Raw genomic sequence first — 13,666 nt, forward strand, 5'->3', positions numbered from 1 at the left:
ATTACAAACCGAACTCTGCCTTGATCTTATCCACGTAGTCAAGTTTCTCCCACGTAAAGGTTTCGAACTCTTTTACTTCTTTGGTGCCGTTCACCGAAACTTCCACCTTCTTCATACCTGGCGTTCTGCCCATGTGACCATAAGCAGCTGTTTCAGAGAATATCGGGTTCTGCAGTCCAAAGCGATGCACAATGGCGTATGGACGCATGTCGAACAGCTTGTTCACCTTCTCAGCAATCTCGCCGTCGCTCATCACGCTACCGCTGGCGTCTTTTACTTTGGTAGAACCATAAGTAGTCACATACAAACCAACCGGCTTGGCCACACCGATTGCGTAAGCTACCTGCACCAGCGCCTGATCAGCTACACCGGCAGCCACCAGGTTTTTGGCGATATGGCGTGCTGCATACGCTGCAGAGCGGTCTACTTTAGAAGAGTCCTTACCCGAGAAAGCTCCACCACCGTGTGCTCCCTTGCCTCCGTATGTATCCACAATGATCTTACGACCAGTCAGACCTGTGTCGCCATGTGGGCCGCCGATCACGAATTTACCTGTTGGGTTGATGTGGTAAGTGATCTCGTTGTTGAACAGCTTCTGGATGCGCTCCGGCAACTGCTTCAGTACACGCGGGATCAGGATGCTGTCCACATCTTCTTTGATCTTTTGCACCATCTGCTTCTCAGCTGATAGTTTGGCCTCGTTGCTGTCGCCTTCCGGCAAAACAAATTCGTCGTGCTGCGTGGAGATAACGATTGTATCGATCTTCTCCGGCACGTGGTTATCGCTGTAGCGAATGGTCACCTGAGACTTTGCATCCGGACGCAGGTAGGTCATCTCTTTGCCTTCCTTGCGGATAGCAGAAAGCTCCTCCAGCAGCAGATGCGAAATGCTCAGCGCCAGAGGCATGTAGTTGTCAGTTTCATTGGTGGCATAGCCAAACATCATACCCTGGTCACCAGCACCCTGGTCTTCAGGATTGGTGCGCTCCACACCCTGGTTGATGTCTGGGGACTGCTCGTGTATAGCCGAGATAACACCACAGGCGTCGGCATCGAACATATATTCTGATTTGGTATAGCCAATGCGCTTAATAACATCACGGGCAACCTTCTGCACATCCACGTATGCTTCGGTCTTCACTTCGCCGCTCAGCACAACAAGTCCTGTCGTTACCAGCGTTTCGCAAGCCACTTTAGACTGTGGGTCCTGCTTCAAAAATTCATCTAGGAGGGCATCAGAAATCTGATCCGCTACTTTATCCGGGTGTCCTTCTGATACAGACTCGGAGGTGAACAAATATGGCATCTCAATAGTGGGTTTAGGTACAAAGTATAAACCAACTGCCGGCAACGACAGCGATTGCAAAGCTACGCCAATTCCGCCACAATAAAAACGATCATTTACACAAGATATACTTGCATTTGGAATCTATTGGCGCTACTAAACAATCCTCTCTGTAAATTGTATCTAACATATAAAAAGTATTTGATCTGTCACAGTGTCTGCAGGAAGAAAAAATATAGTCACAAGGCACTGCAACTTAAAAATAGCTATAGAAAACCTTTTATATATAGCCTCGTTTCATTCATTAAAATTGCACATTTAAGACTCAACGATGAAAAAGTATATTCTGATGATATGGTGCCTGGCCATGACAACACAGGTCAGCCTGGCTCAAGATAACTCTCCTTATAAAACCAAATTTGCAGTAGACGCCCCTATAACGGCTGCAGGTATGGGCCTCAGCTATTACGGCCTCACCCGCATGCAGGACAAAGAGGGGCTGACAGAGCAACAAATCGCTAACCTGAACAGAAACCAGGTGAACAGCTTCGATCGCTTTTCAGTCGGGTATGATTCAGAGCAGGCAAAGAAAATAAGTGATTTTCCTTTCTACGGATCATTTGCGCTTCCTTTTCTCCTAGCTTTTGATGACGATGTACGCAGCAATGCCGGCCAGGTGTTTGGACTCTACGTGCAGACTATGGCTGTGACAGGTGCAATCTTCACGATGACCAGTGCCTTTGCCCCCCGTACACGCCCCTTGGTGTACAGTCCGGATGTAGAGATGGGCGAAAAAATGCGCGCCAATGCCCGTAACTCCTTTTATGCTGGCCATACGACAGCAGCGGCGGCGGCCTCATTCTTTTTCGCCAAAGTATATCATGATTTCAACCCAGACTCGCCTGCCCGTACCTATGTGTGGCTGGGAGCGGCCGCAGTGCCTGCAGCTGTTGGCTATCTGCGCCTGCGAGCGGGTAAACATTTTCTGAGCGATAACCTGCTAGGCTATGCAGTGGGAGCAGCGGTTGGTGTGCTGGTACCACAACTTCACAAGAAGTCCAACAGCAGCGGCCTATCGCTTAGCCCAACCATTATTCCGACCTTTGCCGGAACTGCCTCGCAGGGGGCCAACCTGAGCTATACCTTCTAAACTGCAACATAAAGATTCCCTCAGAGGCCCGGTATTACGCCACTGCAGCAGGCTACCTGCGTATGCGGGTCGGCGAACACTTACTCAGTGACACGTTGACCTACAATACTTTAGAGCATGCAAAGGTGTAATTTGCCGCAGCTGCACACGAAGCAAAACACCCGAAATAAAAAAGGCTGCCTCGATTGAGGCAGCCTTTCTTTTTATCAAGAGCGAGAACTATGGGTTCTGCTCAGCATTCGGGTTCGCATCCATCTCGCCTTGCGGAAGCTGGTGGATAAACAGATCAGAGTTGGCAGGCGTTACACCTAGCACAGCGGTGTGGTTACCCTCACGCACCAGTGGCTTCTGCAGACGCTTGATGTCAAACAAGCCAAAGCCTTCGCCATACAGCTCTTTCCTTCTTTCCACAAAAATCTCTTCCAGCAGCGCATCGCCGATAGCCAGCGTAGGCAGCACAACTGTACCTGCCTCGTAACGCTGCTGACGCAGCTCAAGCAGTAGCGACTGCGCTTCCACCGGATTGTTCAGCCTTGCCTGCGCCTCTGCTTCAATCAATAGCATCTCTGCAGAACGCATCAATGGAATGTGTCCGCCCAGGTTAGCCAGGTCCTTGAACTTGGTGATCGTGAAGCGGTCGTAGCTCCAGATCTTCTCACCTTTGTTGTTAAGTGTGAAGGCTTCTGTGTCTTCCTGGAATTCGCGGCGTGCGTCATTCTCATCAAACAGCTCTACGAATTTGTCGTTTGCACGGAAATTATTATACCCTCTGCGAACGTACTCGCGGCTTCCGTCATCCAGCACCGTATAGCGGCCATCGATGAAAGAATAGAATGATGCATAGGCGTTGTTCTGGTCAGCAGACTGCGGCAAGCCCCAGATCCACTCTGCGTTGCCATAGTTGTTGAAACCAGCCTGGTATTCAGTAGGCGTCATCAGCGGATAGCCAGTGCGTGCCTTACGGGCAAACTCAGCTGCTTTATCCCACTGACCCATCTCCAGGTATACCCTGGCCAGCATACCCTGCGCTACATTCTTGTTGATGCGGCTCTTGCTTGGTCTCGCGCTGGTCAGCGCTTGCTCGGCTTCAGTCAGGTCAGTCACTATCTGGGTGTATACCTGCTCGAGCGTTGCTCTTTCTTTACCTTGTACCGATGGCGTAGTAGGCTCCAGCATCAGCGGAACAGCCGGTGCATTTTTATCCTTCAGGTAAGTGTGTTGATACACACGCGCCAGGTTGAAGTACGAAAACGCTCTGATCACTTTTGCCTCTGCCTCAAATCTTGCTTTCTCCTGCTCAGTAGCATCGCCCAGGTTTTTAGCGTTAGCAATGATGCTGTTCGCGTTGGCGATCAGGTTGTAGGAATGGCCCCAAAGAATACGGGTACCACGGTAAGTAACCAGCTTGTTATCAAGCTCATACTGATACACATACCAGTTGGTATTGGCCATTATGTCCTGCCCCATCACATCGAAGGTCAGCATCAGCGACGGCACACCGTAGCTGTCGTGGCTCACGGCTCCCTGGTTTACCGGTGCCTGGCGCATCAAACGGATGATACCTGTCAGCGCAGCCTCCATACCTTCTTTGGTAGTGTTTACCTGTTCAGCAGGCACACTGTTAGAAGGCACAGCCTCCAGGAAATCTTTCTCGCATGCAGTTAAACTCAGTGTGGCTCCAAGAATAGCTGCAACAAACTTTATGTTCTTAATCTTCATTTTTCTCTACTAAAATAAGTTCTTACAGAGTTGCACGCACACCTACCGATACAGTTTTCTGTGTTGGGAAGCGGCTGTTTGTGATACCATCAATGCTTTGCTCTGGGTCCAGACCTGGCGTTTTGAACAGCGTCCACAGGTTGTCGCCCTGTACAAAGATTCTGGCATTCTTCAGGCCAACTTTATCCTGCAGGTTCTGAGGCAGTGTATAGCCCAGCGTCACGTTGCGCAGACGCAGGTACGAAGCATCTACCAGGAATCTGGATGAGGTAGCGTTCGTGTTCAGCGCCTGAGAAGTTCCCATTCTTGGCACATCTGTGTTGGTGTTCTCAGGTGTCCATCTGTTCAGGATGTCTGCGTGCCAGTTGGTTCCGCGTCTGTCGCCACCGTGCATCAGGTTGCTGTAGTCCGTGTTTAATATCTCGCCACCAACGCTGTAAGTGAAGAACACGCTCAGGTCGAAGTTTCTGTAAGCAAAGTTATTGGTTACACCACCCGTCAAATCAGGCAGCGCTGTGCCTACATAGTAACGGCTCGCTTCGTTGTAGTTGGATGTAGTCACTTTATCAACCACGTTGCCTTCAGCGTCTTTTACGTCTTTGTACCACAGGCTCAGACCAGTATTTGGATCAACACCAGCGAAATCCTGGATAAAGAAGTCGTAGATAGAACGACCTACTTTCAGCTGCTTTGTACCCATCAGGATAGTTTCCTGTGGCAGCTCTGTCAGCTCGTTTCTGTTGTGTGCAGCGTTCACGTTGGCAGACCATTTGAAGTTGTCTCCGTCAATGATTCTCGCGTCCACGTTCAGTTCCACACCCCTGTTTCGCATGGCTCCCAGGTTGTCAAACACTGACGTAAAGCCACTTGAAGGAACCAGCGGCTTGTTGAACAACAGGTCCTCGGAAGTTCTGCTGTAGTAGTCGAAGGAAACATCCAGTTTGTCGAAGATTGTTGCATCGATACCTACGTTAAAGGCAGCCTGCTTTTCCCATGAAAGGATACGGTTCTCCAGTTTGTCCAGGATGATACCAGGAGCACCCAGGTCGCTGTAGCCTGAGGTATACAAGCCTCTGTAAGCGTAGTAGTCAACACCGCCACCAGAAGTCAACAGGCCTTCGTTACCGGAAGTACCGTAGCTGGCACGCAGTTTCGCATCGTTTACCCAAGGCAGTGCGCTCATGAAGTCTTCCTGCGAGATTCTGTAAGAACCGCCGATAGAGAAGAAGTTACCCCAACGGTGGTCAGTGTGGAAGCGTGAAGAACCGTCACGACGGAAAGAGCCAGACAGGTAGTACTTGTCCATGAAGTTGTAGTTCACCTGACCCAGGTAGCTCAACAGTGAGCGTCTGTCAGACTGGCTGCTCAGATCAGTGATAGTAGAAGCATTGTCCAGCTCAGTATAGCCAGGCAGTGCCAGGAAGTTGGTCTTCTGACCATACATGTAGTCGTACTGGTAGTTGAACGCCTCAAAACCTCCCAAGGCGTCGATCTGGTGCTGACCAAATGCTTTGCTGTAGCTTAGGATGTGGTTGATGGTGTACTCTACAAAAGAGCTTCTCCACTGCGTACCACGACCACCTACACCCGCACCGTCACCAAAGTTCGGGTTGTAGAACGTGAAGTCTTTGGTGTTGTCGCCTGTCAGCGCAAAAGTAGTCTTGTATTTCAGGTCAAGCGGAAGTGTAACTTCACCAAAAGTGTTCAGGCTCCAGGTAAGCACATTGCGCTTCAGCATGTCCAGTTCTGTTGTACCTACCGGGTTGCTGTTACCTCCGTAAGGACGGGTTGCGTTAAAGTCGAACTCAGATGGGTTAGAAATAAACGTACCATCAGCACTTCTTCTTCTGTAGATTGGATAAACAGATCCAATGTTTCTACCCCATGATACCACGTTTCTGAAAGAGGTACCGCTAGAAGTAGGGGCATTCTGGTCTGTATTAGCGATCAGGGCATTCACCCCAAACTTGATTCTGTCGGTAACCTGTGAGCTTACGCGCAGACGGGAAGTATAGCGCTTAAAGCCGGAAGTAATGAAAGCACCTTCCTGATTCAGGTAGTTACCGGAGAAGTAGTAGTTGGTTTTTTCGTTACCACCCTGAATACCGAAATCGTACTCCTGACGGGTAGCCTTTCTGTAAAGTGCGTCTCTCCAGTCGTCTTCCCAGGCTGGTGTAAGTCCTCCTTTCAGTCTACCGTCAAGGCCAATTGGCTCTGCATCGCTGTAAGGGTTGTACTGCTGGCCGTTTGCCGATCCGCCTGCAATCTGGCTTACAACGTTCTTTGAGGCGTACTCTTCAGGAGAAGCAAACTTGCCTTCCCACAGGGTTTTGTTTGCCTTTGCATCGTTACGCAGGGCTTCCCAGGTTAACTCATAGAACTGCTGTGGATTAACTGTTTTGTAATCTTTTACAGCGAAGTCAGAGATACCATAGGTGGCACCAAAAGTGATGGTTGGCTTCTTAGGAGCATTGCCGCCTTTTGTAGTAATCACCACTACACCGTTGGCTGCACGTGAACCGTAAAGAGCAGCAGCACTCGCATCTTTCAGCACTGTCATCGACTCGATGTCGTTCGGGTTGATGGCATTCAGGTCACCAGAGTAAGGTGCACCATCCACAACGTAAAGCGGAGTAGAAGAAGAGGCAACTGAACCAATACCACGGATACGGATCTGACCAGTAGAACCTGGCTGACCGCTGTTCTGCACAACCTGTACACCTGGTGTTAAACCACCCAGCGCTTTGGTCACGTCGTTTACCTGTAGTTTCTCAATCGACTCAGACTTGATAGCGGAAGCGGAACCCGTAAATGATTTCTGATCCGCAGTACCGTATGCAACCACCATTACTTCCGACAGCGTTTTGCTGTCTTCCTGTAGCTGCACATTGATTGTAGTTCGACCAGTCGTGCTGATTTCCTGCTTAACATAACCCAAGTAGGAAACTATCAGGGTAGCATCGTCTCCGTTCACGTTCACGGTGAAGTCACCTTCAACTCCAGTGTACGTTCCTACGGTAGTACCTTTCACTGCCACACCTACACCTGGTAGTGGTTGTCCTGTCCCAGCATCGGTTACCCGACCTGAGATGGTTCGGCTTTGCGCCCACGCCTGGTTCACCAGGGCGAACAACATCACCAAGCCCATAAATAGAACTTTTCTCATAAAGTAAGATTAGGTAAATTGGTAAAATTGTGTTTGATTAGATACCTAAAGTTACAACATCAAATACTTAATGTAAACTGACATTAAAAAAAACATGGCCCTATCTTTACTAAACACATTTTTTACCTTTTTACCACGCCTAACAAGAATGTAAACACCTAATATTAAATAATATACAAAAACCCTATACAAACATCATTCAAATATAAATTTTCCAACTCAAAATCACCTCATTACATTTAAATAAGAACTACCTGCACTTTTACCTTCATCTCTAAATTGAAAAAACGACCGAAAACCTCTCGTATACCTACAATAAGCCTAAAACCCAATTGGATATTTTTTACCTGCGCAACTTTTTGCTGCCTATTTAGGATGCCTGCAGCATAGGAAATAGTTGTTGGAACCAGCTACCTTTTTCATTTATCCTGATATACTTACACTACTTGAATTGCTTACTGCATGTATAAAGCCCGTGCAAAATCACATTAGTTGCGCATTTAGAAAAGCAGACCAGATGCCATAAAAAAAGCGTGAAGCACTTTCGCACTTCACGCTTTTAATTAGCTGAAACAATCTCTTTACTTCTTCAGATTCTCCTCGAAGAGTTTGTAGATACGCTTGTATTCGTCGGTCCAGCTGGCTGGCTCCGTAAAGCCGTGATCCTCTACCGGATATACAGCCAGTTCCCAATTGTCTTTACCTAGCTCGATCAGGCGCTGCGTCAGGCGTACCACATCCTGGAAGTGCACGTTCGTATCCACCATACCGTGGCAGATCAGGAGCGCTCCTTTCAAGCCTTCCGCATAGTAGATCGGCGAGCTCTTGGCATAAGCCAGGCTATCGAGCTGCGGTACATTCAGGATGTTGGAGGTATAGCCATGGTTGTAGTGAGCCCAGTCTGTAACTGATCGCAAGGCTGCACCGGCTGCAAATACATCCGGCTCCGTAAACATCGCCATCAGCGTGATGAAACCGCCATAAGAACCACCGTAAATGCCGATGCGCTTCGGATCCACGTTATACTTGTCCACTAGCAGCTTGGCACCATCTACATGGTCGCTCAAATCTTTACCACCCATAAACTGATAGATGCCAGTGCGCACGTCACGGCCGTAGCCGGCGCTGCCGCGGTAATCGATATCCAATACGGTATAGCCATTGTCGGCCAGGAAGTTGTGGAACATGTACTCTCTGAAGTAAGAGCTCCACCACTTGTGCGCATTCTGCAGGTAGCCTGCACCGTGTACAAAGATTACGGCAGGTCCGTTAGCCACCGCCTTCTCCGGACGATACAGTCGGGCATACACGTCTTCCCCATCACTTGCTTTGAAGCTGATCACCTCCGGCTCGCGCCAGTTGTAGGCCTTGAACTCCTCAGTAAGCGAAGATGTCACCTGGCGCGGCTTAGCTCCTTTTTTGTTGTCCTGCACATACAGCTCCCATGGCTTGTTGCTGTAAGAGTAGCGTATGGCCATTGTCTTCTCGTCCGGTGACAGGGTTACTTCGTGTGCACCTGTTCCAGAAGTCAGCTGGGTCATCTCCCCGCCATTGAGCGGCAGCTTGTAGAAATGCTTCTCGCCTGGGTGTACCTTGTTCGCTGTGAAATACCAACTCTTTTTGTCTTTAGAGATCTGAGGACCGGAAACCTCAAACTTACCACTTGTAAGGGCTTTCTTGCTGCCATTGTTCAGGTTCACAGTGTACAGGTGCGAGTAACCGCTTTCTTCTGACTGGAACCATACATGCTCATTGTCTGGCATGAAACCGATATCCCCGGTGCCATAGCCTATACCTGGTCCATTGATCCAGGCTTCATCGCGCTGGCGGTCGAGTGTGCTCAGTTTGCCCGTGGCAGGGTCTACTTTCAGTATCCATCGGTCTTTGTTGTCGGCTGCGCGGGCTACCATCACGGCATGCTTGCCGTTGTCTGACCAGATAGGGCCAAACATGGTCACGGCTCGTGCTTCTGGTTTAGCAGCCTTGGTGGCAGGCTCTTTAGCTGTACTCGCCTTCATATCGCGGTCGCGGATGTAAGCTGGCTGGTCGTTTATACCTTCAATGCCACCTACCTGCAGCGCATAAGTAGTGTCACGGCTGATGTCATACACAAACGACTCATAGGTTGCCTGCGCATCTCCAACTTTTGTGCGTGTGTTGATATCTTCGGTATACCCTGATGAAGTGACAAAATCAGGTACGATTGCGACCTTAGCATTTTTAGGTCTTGTAGCCATGCGGTAGCTGATGTAGCGCTCGTCCGGACTCAGCACGATGTTATCAACCGATTTATCACCGATATAAATTTCTTTTGGTCGGGCCGGACTGTCAGCTTTCTGCTGCTTTTTGGCTGCCTCTTTGTCTGCTTCACGCTCGCGCACGATCTGCAGTAAAGCCAGCTGCTGCTCTTTCAGCCACTCACGCTGCGGGTTCTTGCCCTCCTCTCCTGGTTTGTTACCTTTTTTGAAGTCGGTAAGCTGCGCCAGCTGGCCATTGGCAATCGTCCACAGGTATAGGTTGCCGTCTTTCACAAAGGCTACCTTTTTCTCGTCGTGGCTGAACGATGGGCTATTCTCGCGCTCTACCGTATTGGTGATCTGCTGCGCTTTACCGCTCTTGATATCAAGCAAATAGATGTCACCGTTCTTCTCGTATACCTTCTGTGTTTTGGCTCTGTTATAGCGTGCATTCCAGGTGCCTGGCAAGGCACGGCGTTCCTGCGGGCTTACCTTCTGCAGGTTGCCACCGTTTGCTGACACACTGTAAAGTGAGTCTCTGCGGTTGGCATCAGGATTCCAGCTGAAATAGATCTTCTTGCCGTCCTCCGACCAGAACACATTGCTGGGCGAGGTGCCGATCCAGGTAGGGTCACGCATGATCTTCTCCACACTCAGCTTACTGCTGTTCTCCTGCGCCTGTACAGCGGTACCACCAGCCAGTACAAGCCAGGTCATCAGGAGGAGGGCTTTCTTCTTAAGAAGCATAATAGATGTTGTGTTTTAGATTAGGTTGTAGTTAAAGCTAAAATTAAGCTATAAATCTTAAACATGCCAAACGAAGCATCCTCTTCTTGCAGACGAGGAACTATACCTTACTTATTGCTGCTAAGCGCCATAGGTGGGCGTTGTTCGTCAAAGTTTGTCAGGTCCTGGTATAGCTTGGCCAAAGCCAGCACTTTCGCTTCGCCATAGAGCTGTCCCATAAAGGTGATTGTGGTAGGCATTCCATTTTTCTGGAAACCATTCGGCAGCACGACACATGGATGGCCGCTCAGGTTTGTCATCACCAGGTTACTACCTGCATAAGATGGGCTCAGGTATACATCTATACCTTTCAGCTTCTCGTGCATTTGCTGTATGATGAGTGAGCGCACCCGCTGAGCCTGCAGATACTCTACGGCGGTAACAAAGCGTCCAGCTCTGAAAATGTTTGGCCAGGCATTTTTGTGCTGCTGCACCATCATGCTGTCACGGCCGCTACGGGTTAGTTCGTCAAAGGCGGCTGCCCCTTCCACCGAGATCGTCATGGTCAGATCACGCGCTGGCAGGTTTGGCAGTTCAATCGGCACGAGCTCTATACCTGCTTTTCGAAGTGCTTCCAGTGTGGCTTTATCATTCTCCTTGAAAGGATAGTCTCGTTCAAAGTCTTTTTGCAGATATCCTACCCGCAGCTTTCGCACATCAATGTTCTTATTGTAGTTAAAAGGAGCATTCACGATGGTCAGGTCCTTTCCGTCTGGACCGTGAATGGCATTGAACACGATGGCGCAGTCTTCGGCGGAGCGGGCGATTGGCCCGATCTTATCCATAGACCAGCTCAGCGCCATGGCACCATGTCGGCTCACACGACCAAAGGTAGGGCGCAGTCCTGTGGTACCGCAGGCGGTCGAGGGCGACACAATAGAACCCAGTGTCTCGGTTCCGATAGCAAAGGGCAGTAAGCCTGCGGCCACTGCTGCTGCTGATCCGGCTGAGGAGCCGCTTGAACCTTTATTCAAATCCCAGGGAGATCGCGTTTTACCGCCATACCATACATCGCCCATGGCCAGTTCGCCTAATGTCAGTTTAGCTACCAACACAGCACCAGCCTGCTCGAGCCGCTCCACAACAGTAGCGTCCAGGTCAAGTTGCTGATCTTTGTAAGTAACAGAGCCCCATGTGGTCTTATACCTCTTCGTAGCCAGCAGGTCCTTCACGCCATAAGGTATACCGTGTAACATGCCTTTATACTTTCCTGCTTTAATCTCCTGATCAGCACGTCGGGCCTGCTCCAGTGCCAATTCCTCTGTCAGGCTGGTCACACATTGCAAGGTAGGCCCGTGCTGCTTCAACCGATCTAGGAAGAATCTGGTGAGTTCCTCTGAGCTGATCTGCCGTGTACGCACTAATTCTGCCAACTGTGGTACCGAATAAAAAGCAAGCTCCTCTCTGTTGGCAGGCAGCTTTATGCCTTTCCGACGCTCTACTTCAAACTTCTCCCGCTTCTGCTCAAACTCAAACCCCACAGGTATAGGATTAAACTGTAAAGCAGGGGCTACATCGTTTGACAAGGGTTGTTCTCTGATGCGCTGGTAACTGCTCCTGAACTCAGCGACGCTGGCTGTAGCTGAATCCAGCTGTGCATCTGTAAACTTCAGCCCAATCATTTGCTGCGCATTCCGAAGTATATCCACTGTGATTTTATCATCAGAAAGCTTCGTAACAAAAGCACCTGACATGAAGCAAACTACACCTAGCACAAGATACCGGGATTTATTTTTTTGACGCATCATAACTTATAATTGGTATACTTTCCTTAGATCTTTTTCTCAAAATCAAATTAAATAGAACTTCCATATCTGATTCAAAAGATTCTTACTTTAAATATAAAAAAAACTCCCAGCCCATTAAATGGGCTGGGAGTTAATTAAAGAATTATTACATCCTAATTATATCCTGGGTTAGGCGTAATATTAGGGTTCGCATCCAGCTCCCCTTGTGGGATAGGCTGAATACGTCTGTAGTTACCAAGCTCGATTAATCTTGCTCCATCAGGATGTTGGTTTGTGCGAGATATTACACGATTGAGGCGCATAAAGTCCCAATAGCGATGCCCTTCGAAAGCAAGTTCTTTACGTCTTTCAGTAAGGATATCCTCGATTAGTTGCTGGCCTGAAGATGCATAAGCTGATGCGCCACGAGCAGTTGCTACTTGGTTCAAACGAGCTAACGCTAAATCTTCATTGCCAGTTCTTGCTTGAGCTTCTGCAAGTGTCAACAGTACTTCAGCATAACGAATGATCTTAACATTGTCTTTATTGGCTGCATTCGCTGTGTTAGAATACTTTGTAACAATATAAGCAGGGTTATCATTACCACGCTTACCAGCTGTAATTACACTCTTTCTAACATCAGTTTCTTCATAAAGATTATAAAGTTCTGTTGTTGCCAACATGTCACCATAACCAGCTTGGTCATAGAAGTATGCTAGAGCATTTGTCCCTTGGTTGTTAACTCCATCATTAGAGATTTCAAAAATGGTCTCCATTTTGTTAGTCACTGGAGCAGGGTTTGCCCAATATCCTACATAGCTAGCTGCAGGCACAAGCGTGAAACCTCCATTGGTCACAACCTCTAATGCAGCTTCACGAGCTTTTGCATAATCTCCCATATACAAATATGCTCTCGCCTGCAAGGCTTTAGCAGCATATTTTGTCATATATGAAGCGTTTTTGTTAGCAGTCATGAGTGTGAAGGCTTCGTTCAAATCAGCTATGATTTGAGCATACACCTGCTCCACAGTGTTTCTGCTTGGGCTAGCATTCTGGTCAAAAACTGTTACAATTGGCACACCCTCTGCGTTAGGATTTACAGTGTAAGGTTGTGCAAAATGCTTTACAAGTTCAAAGTGATTAAGTGCTCTTACTGCCAATGCTTCTCCCTTCAACTGATTTATTGTTGTCTGGTTTGCAGGAGATGTTGCTACTAACTCTGCGTTTATAACAGTGTTCGCCCTCAAAATTGAAGTATACAAAGTTCTCCACATTTCTGTAGCTTCAGCTGCAGAGCCGGTCATTGTATATGCATTCTGTCCTAGGTAACTTCCTCTGTTTTGCGTAGATATCCAGATGTTATCAGCTTTCAGGTCACCCAATATCGGAATATTACGTCCCAGTCCTTCGAAAGAACGCATAGATGCATACATACCATTCACAGCTGCTTGCAACTCTTCAGCATTTGTTATTGCTGTTGCAACCGGTACAGCTGTATATGGCGTTTGGTCAAGGAATTCATCTTTGCAAGACCCCAGCAACATAGTTGCTGAAAGCAAAGACATATATATTAATTTCTTATTCATGACTTACTAA

At 48.5% G+C, this 13,666-nt stretch carries 7 protein-coding genes; 1 reads left to right on the plus strand and 6 read right to left on the minus strand.

Annotation, left to right across the window (positions count from 1 at the left end; genetic code table 11):
- Nucleotide 1: 1 nt before the first annotated feature.
- Nucleotides 2-1,306, minus strand: a complete 1,305-nt coding sequence (gene metK, locus AC5FXQ_RS10275; RefSeq protein ID WP_493602347.1) for a methionine adenosyltransferase — start codon at nt 1,304-1,306, stop codon at nt 2-4.
- Nucleotides 1,307-1,616: 310 nt separating this feature from the next.
- Here metK and AC5FXQ_RS10280 point away from each other — a divergent pair, with 310 nt between their 5' ends.
- The gene (locus AC5FXQ_RS10280) at nt 1,617-2,435 is read left to right on the plus strand and encodes a phosphatase PAP2 family protein (RefSeq protein WP_493602348.1); all 819 of its coding nucleotides are present in this window, start codon (nt 1,617-1,619) and stop codon (nt 2,433-2,435) included.
- Nucleotides 2,436-2,654: 219 nt separating this feature from the next.
- On the opposite strand, the gene AC5FXQ_RS10285 is transcribed toward AC5FXQ_RS10280, so the two are convergent.
- The 5 genes from AC5FXQ_RS10285 to AC5FXQ_RS10305 all read right to left on the minus strand — a co-directional run bounded on the left by AC5FXQ_RS10285 (nt 2,655) and on the right by AC5FXQ_RS10305 (nt 13,656).
- A complete protein-coding gene (locus tag AC5FXQ_RS10285) occupies nt 2,655-4,154 on the minus strand; it encodes a RagB/SusD family nutrient uptake outer membrane protein (RefSeq protein WP_493602349.1) in 1,500 nt (499 codons plus the stop codon).
- A 22-nt stretch (nt 4,155-4,176) separates the two neighbouring features.
- Nucleotides 4,177-7,320, minus strand: a complete 3,144-nt coding sequence (locus AC5FXQ_RS10290) for a SusC/RagA family TonB-linked outer membrane protein (RefSeq protein ID WP_493602350.1) — start codon at nt 7,318-7,320, stop codon at nt 4,177-4,179.
- 581 nt (nt 7,321-7,901) lie between these two features.
- Nucleotides 7,902-10,304, minus strand: coding sequence for a prolyl oligopeptidase family serine peptidase (locus AC5FXQ_RS10295; protein WP_493602351.1), 2,403 nt, complete (start codon nt 10,302-10,304; stop codon nt 7,902-7,904).
- 107 nt (nt 10,305-10,411) lie between these two features.
- Nucleotides 10,412-12,091, minus strand: coding sequence for an amidase (locus AC5FXQ_RS10300; protein WP_493602352.1), 1,680 nt, complete (start codon nt 12,089-12,091; stop codon nt 10,412-10,414).
- Between the two features lie 152 nt (nt 12,092-12,243).
- On the minus strand, nt 12,244-13,656 hold the full coding sequence (locus AC5FXQ_RS10305) for a RagB/SusD family nutrient uptake outer membrane protein (protein ID WP_493602353.1): 1,413 nt from the start codon (nt 13,654-13,656) through the stop codon (nt 12,244-12,246).
- Nucleotides 13,657-13,666: the final 10 nt, after the last annotated feature.

This window comes from Pontibacter sp. LHS1 (genome assembly GCF_058932855.1).